The following is a 19,376-nucleotide window of genomic DNA, read 5'->3' on the forward strand; positions in this document are numbered from 1 at the left end:
CGGGATGGACGTACCGCTGGTGCATCAGTTGTTCCGCCAGGAGCATGGCTGAGTAGCTACGTACGGACGGGATAAGCGCTGAAAGCATCTAAGCGTGAAGCCCCCCTCGAGATGAGATTTCCCAATTAGTAAGACCCCTTGAAGACGACGAGGTAGATAGGTTGGAGGTGGAAGTGCAGCAATGCATGGAGCTGACCAATACTAATCGGTCGAGGGCTTATCCTAAACAAGCAAGAAACGCAAATTCGATTCGGATTCAGTTTTCAGGCGATTCAAGCCTGTGCATTTAGCTATAAATGCCCGTTTGGTGGCGATAGCGGAGGGGTTCCACACGTACCCATCCCGAACACGACCGTTAAGCCCTCCAGCGCCGATGGTACTTGGACCGAAGGGTCCTGGGAGAGTAGGACGTTGCCAAGCGGACAACCACATTACTTGTGGTATTTTTTTTGCCCTTAATATATGTATACGATAGAAGGGCCCTTAGCTCAGCTGGTTAGAGCGCACCCCTGATAAGGGTGAGGTCGGTGGTTCGAGTCCACTAGGGCCCACCATATTCCCTGATAGCTCAGTTGGTAGAGCACTCGACTGTTAATCGAGTTGTCACAGGTTCGAGCCCTGTTCGGGGAGCCATTTATGGAGAGGTGTCCGAGTTTGGCCGAAGGAGCACGATTGGAAATCGTGTAGGCGTCACAAGCGTCTCGAGGGTTCGAATCCCTCTCTCTCCACCACAAATTTTTAAGACTAAGGCCCGTTGGTCAAGGGGTTAAGACACCTCCCTTTCACGGAGGTAACATGGGTTCGAATCCCATACGGGTCATATCATGGAGGCTTAGCTCAGCTGGGAGAGCATCTGCCTTACAAGCAGAGGGTCGGGGGTTCGAACCCCTCAGCCTCCACCATATTATTACACAATCTAGCTGTATAGCTAATGACGCGGGGTGGAGCAGCCCGGTAGCTCGTCGGGCTCATAACCCGAAGGCCGCAGGTTCAAATCCTGCCCCCGCAACCAATTTATCTTTATTGAGTAAGGCTTTGAACAAAGACATAGTGAATTTGACAAGTTCATCTATCACCAAAAGATCAGAGGTTAATCGCCTTAAATCTGTTATACTTAATGACGCGGGGTGGAGCAGCCCGGTAGCTCGTCGGGCTCATAACCCGAAGGCCGCAGGTTCAAATCCTGCCCCCGCAACCAATTTTGACTTATGTTTTATGTCTATGGAACCGTGGTGTAGTTGGCCTAACATGCCTGCCTGTCACGCAGGAGATCGCGGGTTCGAATCCCGTCGGTTCCGCCATTTTGTTAATTGATGTTGGGGATTAGCCAAGCGGTAAGGCAACGGACTCTGACTCCGTCACCATAGGTTCAAATCCTATATCCCCAGCCATTTTGAGAGCCATTAGCTCAGTTGGTAGAGCACCTGACTTTTAATCAGGGTGTCGAAGGTTCAAATCCTTCATGGCTCACCATTTTCATTTGTTTTGTGCGCGTGTGGCGGAATTGGCAGACGCACTAGACTTAGGATCTAGCGTCTATGACGTGGGGGTTCAAGTCCCTCCACGCGCACCATTTTTTTGCGGACGTGGCTCAGCGGTAGAGCATCGCCTTGCCAAGGCGAGGGTCGCGGGTTCGATTCCCGTCGTCCGCTCCAATAGTTTTATATGCGCCCTTAGCTCAGCTGGATAGAGCGTTTGACTACGAATCAAAAGGCCGGGGATTCGAATTCCTCAGGGCGCACCATTTTTTTGGAAGCAATCTTAAGTTTATACTGTCGGGACGTAGCTCAGCTTGGTAGAGCACCTGGTTTGGGACCAGGGGGTCGCATGTTCAAATCGTGTCGTCCCGATATTACATTTTTGCGGGTGTAGTTCAATGGTAGAACTTCAGCCTTCCAAGCTGATAGCGTGGGTTCGATTCCCATCACCCGCTTGGAGATTCACCATTAAGTTATAAAAGAAAGAGCCGTGGAATTCCACGGCTCTTTCTTTTATATGTAGTGTGGGTTGATAGGCTGGATTTATCTTGCAAACGTACGATTGTTGACAGCGAACGAGAATTAGGTGCTGGTATAGTACAGTTATGGAATTTACAGTATCTCGTACTAAGGAGCATATCTAATGACTGACAAAATAATTCGTATCTTCAAGGTTATTAATGCCATACAGTCTCATCCCGGAATAACGGCCGCTGATTTGGCCCTCAAATGTGAAGTGAATATTCGAACAGTCTATAGAGATCTTGAGGTACTCAGTCTTATTGCCCCTGTCACGAATGAGGGTAGAGGCACTGGTTATAAGTTTATGGGTAAGTTTTTTTTATACCCACTTGATTTCTCGGAGCAGGAGGCGCTTGCTTTCTCACTGTTACCTTCTGTGTTGACTCCGGATAAAGTCCCACCGGGCTTTAATACTGCCTACGATAAAGTATTAGGTACACATCTGAGGGAAAAATCCAAGCAGAATGACATCCTAGAGAATAGTGCTGATATTATTCAGATGGGCAAGCCTGCCTACCGTAAGGAAACCCGGAATTTCCTGCAGCCTATTATTGAGGCTATTTTGGAGCAAAGGAGTATCCGTGCGATTTATCATTCACAGTCGCGTAATGCGACAACAGAACGTGAAATCGACCCTTATTATTTGATTCCGCGTGATCAGCGGTTCTATTTAATCGGCTTTTGCCACTTAAAGCAAGCGATTCGGACCTTTCGGATTAGTCGATTTCAGCAGGTGGAAATTACATCCTCGGCTTTTGATAAGGGAACCTTTAATATCAAGCAATATTTGAAAAATACGTGGTCTATTGACCGTGGCCGTAAAAATATAACGTTCAAGGTTCGCTTTCACGCAGAGGTGGCTCGTTATATTAAAGAGGAAGAGTTGTTTGTCCATCCACGGATGAGGGATGAAGAGGACGGTAGCCTAAGCTTCGAGGTTACGGTAAACAATGAAAAAGAATTCATGAAGTGGATTCTGCAATATGGGCCTAATGCAGAGATTATAGAGCCAGCATCAGCAAGAGAGCAATTAAGGCAACAGTTGGAGCAGTGGATGAGTATTTACCAGAACACTTCTGAACCTGATAAGTGTATTAATCTTGGCTGAAATATAATATTTTCTAAATATGGTATTGAAAACGTTTGACTCTTATCGAATTGGATGCTAAGCTTGGCTGAAGTATAGGCATTCCGCAAAGCTGCGGGGTGCCTTACTCTGTTTCAGGGATTATTATTTACCATTAAATGTTACCTGAGGGGTGATACACCATGTGCATTTCATTCTTTTCAAATATAGGATTAAGAACTACTGAATAATTAATAACCAAGGAGGAATTAAGATGATACAGGTGAAAGAATTTGTGGATGCAGATAATTCTTATGCAGAAAATAAGGCGAATGAGTTCTTGGCGGGACTACAAGAGGATCAGGTAGTGAATGTATGTTACGGTTCGGTTGTTAAGGCATCACGTGATGGAGTACAACATCAGAGAAGTACTATTCTGATCGTTTACAAGACGTATGAGAAGCAATAGCTGGGGTATATTTTTCTCTTGTCTGTCTATCGGTTCAACGCTGTGCCTTTTGTTAGCCGCCATATATTTTACGATCAACTAGTAATCAATATATAATTATTAAAAGAAGGGCTTCCCCAATTGCGGGGAAGCCCTTCTTTTAGTTCTTTTTCTTACACTCCATCCGGTACGGATAATCCCAATCCGATGGCGATACGCTGACCGAATTCGGGATCAGCTTTATAGAAATGGCCGATCTGGCGAAGCTTAATGTCATCTCTATCGACAGGAGCCATAGCGCCTACGATGTTCTGTACGAGACGGGTACGTTCCTCTTCACTGAGCAGCCGGTATAAATCACCAGGCTGTGTGTAATGATCGTTATGATCATAGCTGCCACTGTCAGCGGAACCGGATACTTCAAACGGAGCCGGTTTATGTTGCGGTGATTCTGTAGGCCCGCCGTAGCTGTTAGGCTCATAGTAGACAGAACCACCACCATTGTTTCCCGAGGCCATCGCGCCATCCCGTTGGTAGTTGTTCACTTCAGCTTGTGGACGGTTAATCGGCAGATTATTGTGGTTGGCACCTACGCGGTAGCGATGGGCATCCGCGTAAGCGAACAGGCGGCCCTGCAGCATTTTGTCAGGAGAAGCTTCAATGCCGGGTACAAATGATCCTGGTGAGAAGGTGGCCTGCTCCACCTCTGCAAAGTAATTCTCTGGATTACGATCGAGCACCATGCGGCCTAGCTCAATCAGAGGATAATCTTTTTGCGACCAGACCTTAGTCACATCAAACGGGTCAAAGCGGTACGTGTTCGCATCTTCTTCAGCCATAATCTGCACATGTAGCTTCCAAGCCGGGAAGTCGCCCTTCTCAATAGCTCTGAATAAGTCCTCTGTATGATAATCCGGGTTATCACCGGCAATTTGCGCAGCTAGATTCACATCAAGGTTCTTGATACCTTGTTCTGTTTTGAAGTGGTATTTCACCCAGACCGCAGAACCTTCAGCATTTACCCATTTGTAGGTGTGGCTCCCAAAGCCGTGCATATGTCTCAGGGTGGCTGGAATACCACGATCGGTCATTAGAATAGTAACCTGATGCAGCGATTCAGGGGATAATGACCAGAAGTCCCAAACGGCATTAGGGTTCTTCAAATGCGTCTGCGGGTGGCGCTTTTGTGTATGAATGAAATCCGGAAATTTAATCGCATCACGGATGAAGAAGACCGGTGTATTATTGCCGACGAGGTCATAGTTGCCTTCTTCGGTATAGAACTTTACTGCAAAACCGCGTGGATCGCGAACCGTATCGGCAGAGCCCAGTTCACCAGCAACAGTGGACATCCGGATGAACATCGGAGTGCGTTTACCTATTTCAGACAAAAAGCTGGCCTTGGTATATTGGGACAAATCATGTGTGACTTCAAAGTATCCATGGGCTCCGGCACCTTTAGCATGAACGACACGCTCGGGAACACGTTCACGGTTGAAATGCGCTAATTTCTCCAGCAAATGGACATCTTGAAGTAAAGTAGGCCCACGAGAACCTGCTGTCATTGAGTTTTGATTATCGCCGACTGGAGCGCCTGAACTAGTTGTAAGATGGTTATTGTTGTTGGAACTCATAAATGGAATCACCTCATAGGATTTGATTTTAGATTTAGTATAAGTTCTATAATAACAATAATTGAGGGAAATGCAATCTTTTTTGTAATAATTTTAAATAAGAAATACTTGTGGGATTTTTTGTTTGGGTTTCATTCTTAAGATGGACCATAATAGACTCATAAGTTCTTAAGAAGGAGAAGCAAATGCTGAATAAATTGATCACGCTACCGTTTACCCTAGAAATAGAAGAGCAAAGGCAGTTGCAAAAGGCGACGTTTGAAGAAAATATTGCCCGTGGGAAATTGTTTGCGAAGATTACGATCGGGATTGAAGGAACGCTTGCAACAGCTGATATTATAGGCTCCTTGTCAAAGGCGCATGCGAGCTTTCATTTCAGCTTCTATTTTGCGATGTATCTGTTCTTGATTCTCCTGAATATTTGCGTTCTATGGGGAGGGGCCAGATATGATAGAAGGAAAGAACATTCAAAACACAACATGCGTACATACGAGACTGCCTTTTTCCTCTATGCGATTTTTTTTATGGTATGGGGAAGCGTTGTTACTTTGGTAGATCAGAGGCTTTATGGGCAGTTGATGGCTTTTGTTGTTAATGTTATGAGTATCTCAGTAATTTTCTATTTTAATAACAGGAGAGTGTTGTTCCTATATTGTATTTCAACATTCACCTTGTTTATAGGGCTGCCGTTTTTTCAACACTCTAGTGAGGTGCTAATTGGCCATTATGTTAACCTGACAATCTTTCTGTTCTTCTCCTGGGTGGCTTCAAGAATTCTGTATGTGACTTATTGCAGTAATTTCTATAGCAGAATTCTGCTGAAGCAAAGTAACCAAAGGTTGGAGGATGAGATAAAAGCGAACCTAAGCGTACATGAGGAACTCGAGTTAGCGAATGAGGAATTGCAAAAAATATCGCTTGTTGACGCGCTGACGGAGATTCCGAATCGGCGGGCGTTTGATCAAAGGGTGCAGGCATTGCTTAGTGCTTCGGATTCTGCTCGATCGGTCATTTCAATCATTATGCTGGATATCGATTTCTTCAAGTTGTTTAATGACAATTATGGCCATGCGGAAGGGGATGATGTTATTACAAAAATCGCCCAAACGATTCATGCAGCAACACGCAGCTCTTTGGATATCGCTGCCCGTATGGGAGGCGAAGAGTTCGTATTTGCAGCGTTTAATACCAATGAACAGGAGGCAATCCAGTTAGGAGAGAGTATCCGATGCCGGATACAGGAGTTGAGATTAATTCATGAATACTCAACTATCAGCCCATATGTTACGGTTAGCCTGGGGACGGCTACCGGTCCAGTTAGCGATCCTGAGCAGTTTGCCGAGTTGATGAAAATGGCAGATGAGGCGCTGTATTCGGCAAAAGCGAACGGACGCAATAGTCTATTCAGTATGAATAGACCGAAATCCCGTCCACAGTAGCGGACGGGATCGAAGTAGCCGGTGTATTTAGGGGAATAATTAGGTTGTGCTTAGTTCTTAATGTACATTCTGTTATAGTACTCCTCAAGCATACGTTTAGTAGCGAATTCAATACGGGTCGCTTCGATGCTCTTCTTCATCATCTGTACCCATTTCGTTTGATTCTCATAAAAGGTTGGGACTACACGTTTCAGAAGGGTATCGTACAATGCATCGCTGTCATGCTGGTCCAGAACTGCAAAATCGGTTGTTTCGAAGCCATCCCCAATCTGCCAGCCATTCTCGCCATCTATACAGGCTTCAGGCCACCATCCATCAAGGATTGAGCAGTTTAGGACGCCGTTCATGGCAGCCTTCATGCCGGAGGTGCCACTGGCTTCAAGAGGTCTACGCGGATTGTTGAGCCAAATGTCGGAGCCGCGCGTCAGCTGTGCTCCAATAGTCATATCGTAATTTTCTAGGAAAACAACGCTCTTGGGATATTTTTTCATCATCGCTACGAGGTTACTGACGATTTTCTTGCCGTTATCATCGAGCGGATGTGCCTTACCGGAGAAGACGATCTGTACTTTGCCGGTTTCCAGATAAGGTTCGATAATCTCCGGTTGGGAGAAGATCAGGTCACTGCGTTTGTACGGCGCGGCTCTGCGTGAGAAGCCGATGAGTAGATTGTCGGCATTTAAGGAAATGCCGGACCGCTCTTTGATGAAGCTTATCAACTCGCCCTTGATTTCCTTATGTGTTGCCCAGAGGTCGCCACCTTCCTCGAAGGCTCGGGTCATCCGTTCATCCACCCAGGTTGGGGTATGAATAGCGTTGGTAATGCCGATAATGCTCGATCTGCCGGCTACTTCTTTCCACATTTTATTAGCTGTATCTGCATGCAGCTGGGCAACTGCATTGGATATGCGGGAAAGGCGCAGACCAGCAACGGTCATATTGAACGGTTCCCCACCAAGCCGTTCCATTTGGTCACGGGTTAAGCCGTTAAAAGCGCTCATATATTCAAGACGGTCGAGCGGGTGGGTTTCGTTGCCTTCTTTTATCGGCGTATGTGTAGTGAATACTACTTCTTCCCGAGTCGCTTTCCAGGCTTCTTCAAAGGTGTCTCCACTCGACATTTTCTCGCGGATCAGCTCGGTTGCTGCTAGTGCGGCATGGCCCTCGTTGAAATGATAGACGTCGATCGGGATTCCTAAAGCTCGCATGGCCTTAACGCCGCCGATGCCCAGCACAATTTCCTGCGCAATCCGTTCCTCTCCGAACCAGCCATACAGCTGCCCCGTAATCCAGGCATCCGCATTCTCGGGAATGTCTGTATCCAATAAATATAAAGGATTGTTGCCAAAGTGATCTGTCTTCCAGACTTTGCAGACCACATCCGTCTTTCTGACTTTAACAGTAACCTTCACCCCTGTATCTTCAAGGAAGTCATAAACATAATTATAGTAGGAGTCATAGGGATTGCCGCTTGCATCAATCTTCTGATCGGTATAACCTTGCTTCCACTTCAGTCCAATGGGGATGATGGGCGCGTTAATATCCTTGGCACCTTTGATGTAGTCTCCTGCCAGAATTCCAAGACCTCCGGCATACATTTTGAAATCGGAATGAAGCCCAAACTCCATACTAAAATAGGCTACTGCTGGTAATTTTTTCTGGTTCACTGGGGTAAGCCTCCTAATCGCGGATTAGATTGAAATGCAGCACTGCTGTAGGCTTTATCTAGGGTGCAAACGTTTGCTCAAAAATAGGTGTTGCTCCTCTGTGGAAGCGATTGCACACCTATTTTAGCATACTTCTCGAATAAAAGTATAACATAAGTTTTCGGGGGAAATAATCAGCGGAATAATCTAATGCTCTCTGTTGATGACTACGAATTAGTATTTCCTTATCAGGGGCACTGCTAAACCTATTCTCCTGATTCCAACCATTTGCGACGGAATGCACAGAATAGTTTGATTAAGTAGAGAGAAGGCCATAAGATAAAGAAGTGATAGAAACAATTAATGGTGGTGTATATATTGGGGATAGTTGTGATTGGTAGCTTGAATATGGATATGGTTGTGCGCACTGTCCGTGCTCCTGAAGCAGGAGAGACCTTGTTTGGGCAGGGATTTGCTCTGTCTCCAGGCGGGAAAGGGGCCAATCAGGCTGTAGCGGCAGCACGTCTTGGTGCTGAGCTTACGATGGTCGGTAGAGTCGGTAAGGATACTTTTGGCGGCGAGTTACTCGAGATTATGAGACAAGAAGGTATCCATATAGAACATATTTCAGTGAGTGATAAGCTGGTAACAGGGGTAGCCTCGATCGTTCTGGAAGAGAACGGAGAAAATCGAATTATCGTTGTGCCGGGAGCGAATATTGAACTCAATGTAGAGGATATTCAGAAGCTAACGTCTGTGATCAGCAGCGCTGAGCTTATTATGCTGCAGTTGGAGATGGATCTGGCGATGAGTGAATGTGCGATTGCCATTGCACATAGTCACGGTATTCCGGTTATTTTGAATCCAGCTCCTGCAAGAGTACTTAGTGACGAGATGTTAAGCCAAGTAACGTATCTGACTCCAAATGAGACGGAGGCGGGAATATTGGCGGGTATCGCAGTGAGTAGCTTAGAGACGGCTAAGCAGGCGGCCCAGATCCTATTGCAAAAAGGTGTGCAGCATGTGATTGTCACCATGGGTTCCAAGGGTGCACTGATCGTTAACCACGAAGGAGTGCAGCATATTCCGGGGTTCCCGGTGCAGGCGGTAGATACGGTTGCTGCCGGGGATTCCTTTAATGGTGCGTTAGCCCAGCAACTGACAAGTGGGAAGATACTAAAGGAAGCAGTGAGCTTCGCTAATGCTGTTGGGGCACTGACGGTGGGGAAAGCAGGAGCCATTCCTTCCTTGCCCTGGCTGGCAGAGGTTGAGCAGTTCTTGAAGCAGGAAGCCGCGCGATTGGAATAGATATAATATAAGATATCGAGTACAAGGAGTTGAAATGGATGAGCAGGACGATAACTGTTAAAGATGTGATCATCGGCGAGGGGATACCGAAGATATGTGTTTCACTGGTAGGTACATCGTTATCTGAGCTGAAGCAGGAGACTGAGGCGTTACAGTTGCTAGCTCCAGATCTGGTGGAGTGGCGGGTGGATTACTATGAGCAGGTGGATGATATTGAAGCAGTCAAGGAAGCCTTAAAGTTAATCCGTGCCATCGTTCCAAATCTGCCGCTCATCTTTACCTTCCGCAGTGCCAAGGAAGGCGGCGAGAAGCATATCAATACGGAGTATTATATAGAGCTTAATAAGGCTGCAGCCGAGAGTGGTCTAGCTGATATTATTGATGTGGAATTATTCAATGAGGAAGCGGAAGTTAGGGGGCTTATTACCGTTGCCCATGTACATAGTGTGTTCGTTATCCTCTCGAATCATGATTTCAACGGAACACCTTCTAAGGATGAAATTATAGCCCGTCTGTGCAGAGCTCAAGAGCTTGGTGGGGATCTGCCCAAAATTGCCGTGATGCCGAAATCTGCAGCTGATGTGCTGACTCTGCTGGAAGCAACCCACATCATGAAGGAGAAATATGCCGACCGTCCAATCATTACGATGTCGATGGCTGGGGCAGGTGTAATCAGCCGCCTCGCCGGTGAAGTTTTCGGCTCAGCGCTCACCTTTGGTGCAGCACATAAACCTTCGGCACCGGGACAGGTAGCTGTTACGGAATTGCGGGATGTGTTGTCCTTGCTGCATCGCAGTCTGTAATTATTCATTTCTCAAGATAAAGCAGCATTCATCAAACGGCATCCTAATAGACTGGATGCCGTTTGATGTGCCTATTCTATTATTGAAGTATTTTTCGCCCATAAAAAACTTCTTTCGCCACAAACGTTGCATTCAGAACTCGTGGGAAACCGGTATAAGGTATGCAGTGAAGTAGTGCTTCAATAATCTCTTTGGGGGAAAGTCCCACATTAAGCGCGGCATTAATGTGAACTTTGAGCTGAGGCTCACACCCGCCTTGCGTAGTGAGTGAAGATAGGGTTATTAGCTGGCGTTGTTTAGAATCCAGCCCCTCCCGACAATAAATATCACCAAACCCGAATTCAACAACATACTTGCCAAGATCAGGAGCAATGTCCTGAAGTGAATCTACTACACGTGCTCCCCCTTCGCCGTCTATTTCCATCAGCTTATCCCATCCGCGTGCATAACGTTCTGTAGTCATAAATAATTCCTCCTGTTGAATTAGTTGATTTCTCTAGTTCAGGGTACACCTTAGAGTGTACTCTAAAGCAATAAGTAAAATTTTGTGGTATGCTTTTTGCATGGAAAAGCTACTTAATATTCAAGAAATGTCGAAGCTCATAGGGCTTAGTACGCATACTTTGAGATATTACGAAAAGATCGGAATGCTCAAAGGTGTAGCACGCAATGAACAAGGCTACCGCTGTTATTCGGAAGCTGATCTGCTATGGATCCAGTTTCTGATTTGCTTGCGTGAAATGGATATGCCCATCAGCGAAATGATGCACTATTCCAATCTGCGTACCCAAGGAGATTCCACAGTCTATGAGAGGAGAGTTATGCTAGAGGCTCATCAGGATAAGGTTGTGCAGCAAATGAACAAGCTGAATGAAAATCTGGGGAGGATTGGGGCTAAGATTGAGCATTATAAGGGTCTGGAGAAAACTGTGTTCTGTGAAAAATAAGTCGGCACCGGAATTTCCGGTGCCGACTTTCCCTTTTGTGGAGGTTAGTAAAGCTTTCTTACATAGGTATATTAGTGTAAATGTGTACAGCATCTCTTAAGAACTGTGCGAAGCCAGGCTGGTGCTTGTCATAATAGCTAGTGAAGCGTTCATCATCCACATACATTTGTGCGACCCTCGCATGAGCTTCCTTGGAGTAGGTATCCCAATAGAAGCTAAGCCACTGGCGGTGTAGATCAGCCCCTTTTTGCGCAAGTTCGCTGCTTGGGTCACCATTCATCATGGCTTGACCGATCGTGTGGAACATCTCCTCTTCAAGCTTCTGGATAGAAGCATATTGTTCTTCCGTCATGTTACTCAGCTTCCGGTTCGATTGATCCACGGTGGCATCCCCGTATTTCGCGCGAATCTCCTGTCCGTACTGCTGCTCGTTATCGGTAATCAGCTTTTGCTTAAAGCCTGCGAATTTCTCAGCATTACTCATAGTTATTCTCCCTTCGGTTTGCGCCAGCGTCTGTTCAACGTTAGCGATTAATAGGTCTAATTGTGTTCTCCGCAGAAGCAGATTGTGATGATGTTCCCGCAGTGCCCTGGCTCCGTCAAATGAGGGTGCAGTTACAATTTCTTTGATGGTATCCAGATTCAAGCCAAGTTCCCGGTAAAAAAGGATTTGCTGCAGCCGATCTACCTCGATCTGACCATAGATACGATAGCCCGAGGAGTTGATTCTTGCTGGCTTAAGAATGCCAAACTCATCATAATAACGCAGCGTCCGCGTGCTTATCCCAGCCAATGTTCCAAGCTTCTGTACAGTGTATTCCGTATGATCACCTCCTGAAAGTTTTGAGAGCATACGCTACTTGAATTACTCCGCAAAACTACTTCGTAAGCAGCCACTTAGTTTTGAGAGCATACGCTACATGAATTACTTCGCAAAACTACTTCGTAAGCATCTGCTTCTAAATCAACTCTACACCTTGACGTAACGTTAATGTCAAGCGAAGCACGTTAAACAGCGGCAGCCCCCATCGATGGATCTAGGGGGCTTGCCGCTGTGTGTTTTGATATGCCTAGTGAAAACTTGTGTAACTTTAGAACGCAGTTACCATACAGAAATTAGGGCCGTCCCACCTGTGCCGTGAAATAGTCCTGCAGCTCCGCGAGCTTTCGGGGATCGGTAAGGGTAGTCTTATCGGAAAAATAATGCTCGGCCACAAGTTCCCAGGTGGGGGTGATTTTTTGCGAGTTCATGGCTTTGATGGCTACTTTGACCGTCTTGCGTTCTCTAGCGTTGGAGTAGGTGTCCTTATAATGCTGCGAGCGCTCAAAATCGAGATCGTTAAATACGGCGCGGAAGATCTCTGAGGTCATACGTGCATCATCAAGTGCCCGGTGAGCGGAACCGGAAGGGTCGAGCTCAAATAGAGCCATCGCGCCTTCCACACTGATATCGTTGCTAAGGTTGCGTGCCCGCAGAACACCTTTGAGCAAATCGAAATAAGTAGCTTCCATCCAGTAGATATCATCCATTTTATGCATACGTATATCCTGAATAATCCGCTTCATATCCTCACCGCCCCAAGTAAGGAGCAATACACCGTCCGTACTCTGGTCCAACCACTCTGTAAAAGCAGTGATGACCTTTGGAAAACGGTCTGCGATATCGATCTCTTCTTGAGGGATACCGGTCTTTTTCTTAATGAAAGAATTAAGGGTGGAGAAATATATGGGTTTGATCAAGGAAGAGAATTCATCCTGATACTGCAATGAAGAGTCTAACCGGACGGCTCCAATCTCAATGACCTCCATAGGGTGCTCGCTGGCAAACTTACGGCCGTTGAATTCGATGTCCAGAATAATATAATCCACAAGTACTGCCTCCGTTTCCGTGACTGACGCTGCAATAAGCCAAATACGCCGACACTTCTATTTTAACAAAAAAAACGGAATAGTGGGAGATAAGGAAGCGACCAGTTTCAGATATTCGCAAGAAGAAACGTTTTCGCCATCCTTTATATGGACGGCACACATTTCTTCGAGAAATATAAGGATAATTTATCGTGTGAAATCGAAGCATACCCAAACAGATTAATTCTCTTCTTGAAAAAGGGATCAGCGCTCCTATCGCGCTGACCCCTGTACTCTTTAAAGATCCAAATCGGTCACCGCGCCTTTGGAGGCAGAGGAGACGAGGCGAGCATATTTGGCCAGCACGCCAGAACGGAATTTGAGCGGAGGTTTGATCCAATGCTTCGCTCTTTCCGTTAATTCTTCAGCAGTAACCGCAAAATTAATCTCTTGCGTCTCGCTGTCAATAGTGATGATATCGCCTTCTTGCAGCAAGGCAATCGGACCGCCAACCTGTGCTTCAGGAGCTACATGGCCCACGACGAATCCATGTGATCCGCCGGAGAATCTTCCATCTGTAAGGAGGGCTACATCTGCACCGAGACCTTTCCCTACAATCAGAGCCGTGACGGACAGCATTTCCGGCATACCGGGGCCACCCTTGGGGCCGCAATAACGGATGACGATGACGTCACCTTTACGAATCTTATTCTGCACAATCGCTTCGGTGGCTTCATCTTCACTATTATACACACGGGCTGGACCCGTGAAATTCAGAATCTTCAAACCGGACATTTTGGCTACGGCACCTTCAGGTGCCAGATTGCCTTTGAGCAGGACGAGTGGACCACTTGGTTTCAGTGGATTATCGAAGGATCGGACCACGTTCTGATGTTCGCTAAGCGGCTGAACATCAGCCAGATTCTCGGCGATAGTCTTCCCTGTAACGGTTAGACAATCTCCATGCAGCAATCCCCTCTCCAGCAGCATCTTCATAACGGCTGGAACACCACCGGCATCATTCAGATCCTGCATCATGTAGCGGCCGCTAGGTTTCAGATCGGCGAGATGTGGAACATTTTTGCGGATGCGTTCAAAATCATCAATAGTTAAATCGACCTCGACAGAGTGGGCAATCGCCAGAAGATGGAGGAAAGCATTGGTAGAGCCTCCAAGTGCCATAATGACAGTGATGGCATTCTCAAATGCCTTTTTAGTCATTATATCGCGAGGGAAGATCCCTTTTCTAAGTAGTTCCACCACCGTTTTGCCGGCTTCTACACATTCAGTCGCCTTGTTATCGGCAATAGCAGCGGTAGAAGAGGAACCGGGCAAGCTCATTCCAAGCGCTTCGGCAGCTGAGGCCATTGTATTCGCTGTATACATTCCCCCGCAAGCACCGGCTCCAGGGCAGACATGACATTCAATCTCATGTAGTTCCTCCTCGCTCAGCTTCCCATCATGATATTGGCCGACGGCTTCAAAGGCGGTAACGATATTAACATCCTCACCGTTCAATTTACCGGGTTGTATAGTTCCCCCGTAGACATAGACAGCAGGAAGATTCATGCGGCCGATCGCCATTAAGCAGGCGGGAGTATTCTTATCACAGCCACCAATAGCCACTAATCCGTCAAAACGTTCGGCGTTTACGACGATTTCAATGGAGTCCGCAATAATCTCCCGGCTCGGAAGCGAGTAGAGCATTCCTTCATGTCCCATGGCAATTCCATCAGCTACGGTGATTGTATTAAAAATTAAAGGGGCTCCCCCATTAGCCTGAACGCCTTGTTTGGCTTCCCTTGCTAACACGTCAATATGGATGTTGCAAGGAGTTACCTCGCTCCAGGTGCTGGCAACCCCGATCATCGGCTTCTTGAAATCCTCATCCTGAAATCCTACAGCTCGGAGCATGGCTCGGTTAGGCACCCGATTAACACCTTCACTGATAACTTTGCTGCGAATCCGCAAATCTTCCTGTTCCATCATCTTTATTGCTCCCCTCTGGATTCTTTATTGATCATCTCGTATAACTCATGCATGGGTCTGAGTAGATTTTGTTTCATTATTGCTGAGGCAGACGCCATATCCCCGGTTTCCATAGCCTTAATCATTTGGGTATGTTCTTCAGCAGAGGCAACAGTCGCTGAAATGGGCTGGGCCAGAAATACATATTTGAATCTGCGGATATGGATCTGTAATGAAGAGCTGAAGGAGGCTACATACGGATTGTCAGAAGCTTCAACAATAAGATTATGAAATTGTTCATCGATCTCCATAGCCTGATATGGTTGACCATGCGCAATCGCCGCGGCAAAATCTGCGTTAAGTCCTTTCAATAGCTCGATTTGTTCAACCGTGATCAGCGAGGTAGCTGTCTCTACGGCTAAAGCATGCAGTGAGGCGAGCGCCGAGTACATTTTGAGAATGTCATCCTTCTCGATGATATTCACTCTAGTATCTTTTCCCGGATGCATCTCAACTAGTCCTTGCACCTCTAGCAATTGTAGAGCTTCACGGATGGGTGTTCTGGATACCCCTAGTACCTCGGCCAGTTCGGCATCCACCAGCTTCTCGCCGGGCTGCAACGTTCCATCGATAATCCATCTTTGGATTTGTGAAAAGGCCCTTTCTTTAGCAGATACCCTTAATGGGGGTGAATAATTGGTTGGGATAGGCATATCGTTCCACTCCTTGTGTATGCAATATATCGCATACACCTGTTTTAATCAAGTTTAGAGAATACTTTTGTACTCATCAAACAGCAAAAAGACTGCCTAACGGCAGCCGTGTTACTTGTGAACTTTATTCTTTTGATAGGCAATAATGGAGAGTAGTAGGACCTTAGGTAGTAATGCCTGTCATCTCCCAATCGGCCAACAGCTGCTCAATATCCTTGCCCGCTTTTGGTTTGCTAAAGAAATAGCCTTGGATCTTATCACAGCCCTGCTCCTGCAAAAAGTCCAGCTGATCCTTTCTTTCCACACCCTCGGCAATTACAGTCATGTTCATTCGTTTGCCAATCATAATTATCTGCTCCACCAGTGTAGCTTTATTGGTTCCTGCGGGAATCGAATCAATAAAGGATTTGTCTATTTTCAAGGTTGAGATTGGCAAATGGGTCAGATAACTGAGTGAGGAATAACCTGTCCCGAAATCGTCCAAGGCAATTTTAATATTATGGGTTCTAAGCTCATTTAGTTTGCTGCTAACATGACCGTAGGATTCAACAAATATAGATTCTGTAATTTCCAGTTCCAGATAATGAGGCTGAAGCCCGGAGGATTCCAGCGTATTCAGGACCAACTCATTAAAATCGTTCTGCAGTAGTTGCAGCATCGAAATATTAACGGATATCGTTAAATGCTCGAAGCCCTGCTCATGAAGATGCTGCAAAAAAGTACAGGCTTTACTAAGGACCCAAGCTCCCAAAGGAATAATCAGATGTGAATCCTCAGCGACTTTGATGAACTTAAGTGGAGAGACATACCCCAGTTCCGGGCTATTCCAGCGTAAAAGTGCTTCCAGGCCAGTTACCTTGTTTAGTGCCAGATCCACCTGAGGCTGATAAAAAAGCTCGAATTCATCTTGTTCCAGAGCCAGATACAATTGTTTTTCTATATACATTCTTTCGGTAAAAATATCATTCAAATACTGATCAAATACAACGTATTTATCTTTTCCTGCTTCTTTGGCTTTGTACATGGCAATGTCTGCCCGTTTAACCAACTCCATGATATCGCTACCGTGCTCTGGATAAATGCTGATTCCAATACTGATGCTGATATGCAACAACGTATTATCCATTTCAAAGCCCTTTTTAAAGCCTGTAAGAATTCGGCCTGCAACCCTGTCTGTATGGGCTCTATCCTGCAAAGGATGTAACAGAATAATAAGCTCATCGCCACCAAAACGGTAAATCGCTCCCTCTGTTCCTACGATGGAGAGGAGTCGCTCACTGGTCTGTACGATCAGTCGGTCTCCGAAAGCATGGCCCATCGTGTCATTAATATATTTAAAGTTGTCGATGTCAACAAACATTATGGCTGCATTAGTGCCGGAGTCTGTAAGAACATCATTAGCAGCATTCTCATATAAGGCCAGTTTGTTGGGCAGACCTGTGAGTAGATCATGATAGGCCAAATGATGCATCCGTTCTTCGCTTGCTGTAAGCTTGCGCTGATTCTCAATTAACATATCGTACTGCTGCCTCAGTTCCTCTTCAGTAGCCGTGACTTCTTCGTATACCGATTCCAACGTTTCATGAGCGAGCAACATTTCTCTGTAGGAGAGCTCTAGCTTATCTTCCACTTTCTTAATACGCTTCAGTGTTCTCAGAATAAGCGAGAAGACAAGCAGAGCTGTGATGAGGACAAAAAACCAGCCTTTTATCATATTGATCCTAGTGACCCATTCTTTATTTATAGAAAAAGCAGAAACGGCTCTATCCGTTAGCAGAATCCATAAGCACCCCACAATAAAATAAATTCCAGCAATTCTGGAGGAGCCCCATAGTGGGTTGAAAGAATTCTTATTCTTAAGCTCCTGATAATTTTCCTCATTCAAACTTCTAGCTAGCAGAATTGATGTTTCGGAATCCTTTTTCTTCTCTGTTCGTTGCATATGGCCCTCCTATGTTTCAAACTAATCTTATTGAATTGAACTTTTCAACAAATTTCTCCAAAACCCTCTATTATTCAACAGGGGATTGTAGAAAATGATTATACAGATTATATACAATCACTATACAAATGTTATACAATGATGGCGGATAAATAACCTTACATGTTACGTTATGCTCTCTGAAAGATAATAGCTAAGGAATTTACATTATATAATATTTTCTTTAGCAAGGTGGAGGTTAAATGATGAAACATGTGGATGTTGTGATCGTGGGTGCTGGAATTTCCGGATTAATGGCTGCGAATATGATTATGAATAATAGTAATGCCAGTGTGCAATTGCTAGATAAAGGTCAAAGTCCTGGTGGGCGGTTGGCAACACGACGGATAGCAGGAGGTAATTTCGATCATGGTGCACAGTTTATCACGGCAAATAGTGATATCTTCCAAGCTATAATAGAAAGTTGGTTAATCCAGGGTTGGATAACACCCTGGAATTCTAAAGACCGCCCCAGATACGCGGCAGTAGGTGGTATGAACCAACTTGCTAAACGATTGGCTTTTCAGCAGCCATTGGAGTGCTCGACGGTAGTCGAAAGTATATCTCTTCTTGATGGTGATTATATCGTACAAGCGAGAAACACCAGAACGAATACTTGGCAGCAGTGGACAGCAAAGTCTGTGCTGCTGACTTGTCCGATTCCACAAATGTTCCCGATCCTTGAGTCAGGCGATATCTCTATAGCTAGTGATATCAGCAGCTTACTACATAAAGTGGAATATAAACCATGTCTTGCTGTTATGGTATGCATGGGTGAGACTAAGGGATTCCCTCTGGTGGGGAATATGAGAGAACCATTCCCGGGAATAATCTCGTGGATAGCAGATAATAGGAGTAAAGGAATTAGTGAGATCCCTTCCTGGACGCTCCATCTTGATTCCGATTGGTCGGAGAGGCATTTCAATGATACGGATAGCGATATTTGGAACGATGTGTTGCCTTACTTAAAGAACATTCAGGGAGAAACCAATACACTTGAGGAGCAGGAGTATCAGATTAAACGCTGGCGCTTCGCGAAAGCTCATCAACTCATAAGTGAACCTTTTCTTGATATCGGAAATGGCGTCCCACTGCTCCTTAGTGGGGACGCCTTTGGCTCTTGCTATCTGCCAGGAAACAGTGGTGGCAAAGTGGAAAACGCTGTTTTATCTGGTATTGCAGCAGGACAATATTTAGCGAAAATAGTTTAGTAGGGTTAATTCATTCAGTAGAGATTTGTAAATGCGTTTCAATAATAAAAAAATGGGTTATTTATCTAATTATGCTATACAATAGAAAACGTGATGTTCTATCATATGCTAGAGCTTTTAGAGAGACGGATGGTGATGATATGCACTTCATACGCAGAAATAATCTCTTTAAAGCTATCTTGGCTGGAATTTTCTCAGGCACTGTCCTAGGTCTGTTCTTGAAAGCAATAGAGCAGTTGACTTCATTGAAAGTGTATACCTTACTGTTAAATATTGATTATATCCCACTGCTAAATCGGATGAGCTTACCAGAGATCCTGGAATTCACCTTACATTTGATCATCTCTATCCTATTAAGCATCTG

Annotated in this window: 15 protein-coding genes, 15 tRNA genes and 2 rRNA genes; 24 read left to right on the plus strand and 8 right to left on the minus strand. The window is 45.6% G+C overall.

Features of this window, described 5'->3' with window-relative positions; genetic code table 11:
* The 19 genes from GJB61_RS00005 to GJB61_RS00095 all read left to right on the plus strand — a co-directional run.
* Nucleotides 1-225 (plus strand): 23S ribosomal RNA (locus GJB61_RS00005); the annotation flags it as partial.
* A gap of 78 nt (nucleotides 226-303) precedes the next feature.
* Nucleotides 304-420, plus strand: a 5S ribosomal RNA gene (gene rrf, locus GJB61_RS00010).
* A gap of 57 nt (nucleotides 421-477) precedes the next feature.
* Nucleotides 478-554, plus strand: a tRNA-Ile gene (locus GJB61_RS00015).
* 3 nt (nucleotides 555-557) lie between these two features.
* Nucleotides 558-633: transfer RNA gene (locus GJB61_RS00020), tRNA-Asn, on the plus strand.
* A gap of 5 nt (nucleotides 634-638) precedes the next feature.
* A tRNA-Ser gene (locus GJB61_RS00025) sits at nucleotides 639-731 on the plus strand.
* Between the two features lie 17 nt (nucleotides 732-748).
* Nucleotides 749-820 (plus strand) — tRNA-Glu (locus GJB61_RS00030).
* Between the two features lie 6 nt (nucleotides 821-826).
* Nucleotides 827-902, plus strand: a tRNA-Val gene (locus GJB61_RS00035).
* Between the two features lie 33 nt (nucleotides 903-935).
* Nucleotides 936-1,012: transfer RNA gene (locus tag GJB61_RS00040), tRNA-Met, on the plus strand.
* A gap of 109 nt (nucleotides 1,013-1,121) precedes the next feature.
* Nucleotides 1,122-1,198 (plus strand) — tRNA-Met (locus GJB61_RS00045).
* Between the two features lie 25 nt (nucleotides 1,199-1,223).
* Nucleotides 1,224-1,301, plus strand: a tRNA-Asp gene (locus GJB61_RS00050).
* 16 nt (nucleotides 1,302-1,317) lie between these two features.
* A tRNA-Gln gene (locus GJB61_RS00055) sits at nucleotides 1,318-1,391 on the plus strand.
* 6 nt (nucleotides 1,392-1,397) lie between these two features.
* Nucleotides 1,398-1,473 (plus strand) — tRNA-Lys (locus GJB61_RS00060).
* Nucleotides 1,474-1,489: 16 nt separating this feature from the next.
* A tRNA-Leu gene (locus GJB61_RS00065) sits at nucleotides 1,490-1,573 on the plus strand.
* Nucleotides 1,574-1,580: 7 nt separating this feature from the next.
* Nucleotides 1,581-1,655, plus strand: a tRNA-Gly gene (locus GJB61_RS00070).
* A 12-nt stretch (nucleotides 1,656-1,667) separates the two neighbouring features.
* Nucleotides 1,668-1,744, plus strand: a tRNA-Arg gene (locus tag GJB61_RS00075).
* Nucleotides 1,745-1,776: 32 nt separating this feature from the next.
* Nucleotides 1,777-1,850 (plus strand) — tRNA-Pro (locus tag GJB61_RS00080).
* A gap of 12 nt (nucleotides 1,851-1,862) precedes the next feature.
* Nucleotides 1,863-1,933 (plus strand) — tRNA-Gly (locus GJB61_RS00085).
* Nucleotides 1,934-2,121: 188 nt separating this feature from the next.
* On the plus strand, nucleotides 2,122-3,108 hold the full coding sequence (locus GJB61_RS00090) for a helix-turn-helix transcriptional regulator (protein WP_154115950.1): 987 nt from the start codon (nucleotides 2,122-2,124) through the stop codon (nucleotides 3,106-3,108).
* 232 nt (nucleotides 3,109-3,340) lie between these two features.
* The gene (locus tag GJB61_RS00095; RefSeq protein WP_154115953.1) at nucleotides 3,341-3,535 is read left to right on the plus strand and encodes a sporulation protein Cse60; all 195 of its coding nucleotides are present in this window, start codon (nucleotides 3,341-3,343) and stop codon (nucleotides 3,533-3,535) included.
* Nucleotides 3,536-3,687: 152 nt separating this feature from the next.
* On the opposite strand, the gene katA is transcribed toward GJB61_RS00095, so the two are convergent.
* Complete coding sequence (katA, locus tag GJB61_RS00100; RefSeq protein ID WP_154115955.1) at nucleotides 3,688-5,148, minus strand: catalase KatA; 1,461 nt, start codon at nucleotides 5,146-5,148, stop codon at nucleotides 3,688-3,690.
* Between the two features lie 185 nt (nucleotides 5,149-5,333).
* On the opposite strand from katA, the gene GJB61_RS00105 reads away from it, so the two are divergent.
* Entirely contained in the window at nucleotides 5,334-6,587 is a 1,254-nt protein-coding gene (locus GJB61_RS00105; protein WP_154115957.1) for a GGDEF domain-containing protein, read from the plus strand.
* A gap of 50 nt (nucleotides 6,588-6,637) precedes the next feature.
* On the opposite strand, the gene glgP is transcribed toward GJB61_RS00105, so the two are convergent.
* Nucleotides 6,638-8,254 (minus strand): alpha-glucan family phosphorylase, encoded by a 1,617-nt coding sequence (gene glgP, locus GJB61_RS32320; protein ID WP_338115620.1) that lies wholly within the window; start codon nucleotides 8,252-8,254, stop codon nucleotides 6,638-6,640.
* A 357-nt stretch (nucleotides 8,255-8,611) separates the two neighbouring features.
* On the opposite strand from glgP, the gene rbsK reads away from it, so the two are divergent.
* Both rbsK and aroD read left to right on the plus strand, forming a co-directional pair.
* A complete protein-coding gene (gene rbsK, locus GJB61_RS00115; RefSeq protein WP_229521382.1) occupies nucleotides 8,612-9,541 on the plus strand; it encodes a ribokinase in 930 nt (309 codons plus the stop codon).
* 38 nt (nucleotides 9,542-9,579) lie between these two features.
* The gene (gene aroD, locus GJB61_RS00120; RefSeq protein ID WP_154115962.1) at nucleotides 9,580-10,344 is read left to right on the plus strand and encodes a type I 3-dehydroquinate dehydratase; all 765 of its coding nucleotides are present in this window, start codon (nucleotides 9,580-9,582) and stop codon (nucleotides 10,342-10,344) included.
* Between the two features lie 79 nt (nucleotides 10,345-10,423).
* Here the strand turns inward: aroD and GJB61_RS00125 are convergent, their stop codons facing one another.
* Nucleotides 10,424-10,807, minus strand: a complete 384-nt coding sequence (locus tag GJB61_RS00125; protein WP_154115964.1) for a carboxymuconolactone decarboxylase family protein — start codon at nucleotides 10,805-10,807, stop codon at nucleotides 10,424-10,426.
* A 127-nt stretch (nucleotides 10,808-10,934) separates the two neighbouring features.
* Between GJB61_RS00125 and GJB61_RS00130 the strand changes: the two genes are divergently transcribed.
* The gene (locus tag GJB61_RS00130) at nucleotides 10,935-11,291 is read left to right on the plus strand and encodes a MerR family transcriptional regulator (RefSeq protein WP_229521383.1); all 357 of its coding nucleotides are present in this window, start codon (nucleotides 10,935-10,937) and stop codon (nucleotides 11,289-11,291) included.
* A gap of 58 nt (nucleotides 11,292-11,349) precedes the next feature.
* Here the strand turns inward: GJB61_RS00130 and GJB61_RS00135 are convergent, their stop codons facing one another.
* The 5 genes from GJB61_RS00135 to GJB61_RS00155 all read right to left on the minus strand — a co-directional run bounded on the left by GJB61_RS00135 (nucleotide 11,350) and on the right by GJB61_RS00155 (nucleotide 17,762).
* A complete protein-coding gene (locus GJB61_RS00135) occupies nucleotides 11,350-12,144 on the minus strand; it encodes a MerR family transcriptional regulator (protein ID WP_154115968.1) in 795 nt (264 codons plus the stop codon).
* A gap of 263 nt (nucleotides 12,145-12,407) precedes the next feature.
* Nucleotides 12,408-13,160: a 3'-5' exonuclease gene (locus GJB61_RS00140; protein WP_338115621.1), complete on the minus strand. Its 753-nt coding sequence runs from the start codon at nucleotides 13,158-13,160 to the stop codon at nucleotides 12,408-12,410.
* 276 nt (nucleotides 13,161-13,436) lie between these two features.
* Nucleotides 13,437-15,128, minus strand: coding sequence for a dihydroxy-acid dehydratase (ilvD, locus tag GJB61_RS00145; protein WP_154115970.1), 1,692 nt, complete (start codon nucleotides 15,126-15,128; stop codon nucleotides 13,437-13,439).
* A gap of 2 nt (nucleotides 15,129-15,130) precedes the next feature.
* The gene (locus GJB61_RS00150; protein WP_154115973.1) at nucleotides 15,131-15,820 is read right to left on the minus strand and encodes a GntR family transcriptional regulator; all 690 of its coding nucleotides are present in this window, start codon (nucleotides 15,818-15,820) and stop codon (nucleotides 15,131-15,133) included.
* Nucleotides 15,821-15,983: 163 nt separating this feature from the next.
* Nucleotides 15,984-17,762, minus strand: coding sequence for a putative bifunctional diguanylate cyclase/phosphodiesterase (locus tag GJB61_RS00155; protein ID WP_154115975.1), 1,779 nt, complete (start codon nucleotides 17,760-17,762; stop codon nucleotides 15,984-15,986).
* 242 nt (nucleotides 17,763-18,004) lie between these two features.
* Between GJB61_RS00155 and GJB61_RS00160 the strand changes: the two genes are divergently transcribed.
* On the plus strand, nucleotides 18,005-19,012 hold the full coding sequence (locus GJB61_RS00160) for an NAD(P)/FAD-dependent oxidoreductase (protein WP_154115977.1): 1,008 nt from the start codon (nucleotides 18,005-18,007) through the stop codon (nucleotides 19,010-19,012).
* The last annotated feature ends 364 nt before the right edge of the window (nucleotides 19,013-19,376 follow it).

Origin of the sequence: Paenibacillus monticola, assembly GCF_009664975.1 — a bacterium.
GTDB classification, from domain to species: domain Bacteria; phylum Bacillota; class Bacilli; order Paenibacillales; family Paenibacillaceae; genus Paenibacillus_AQ; species Paenibacillus_AQ monticola.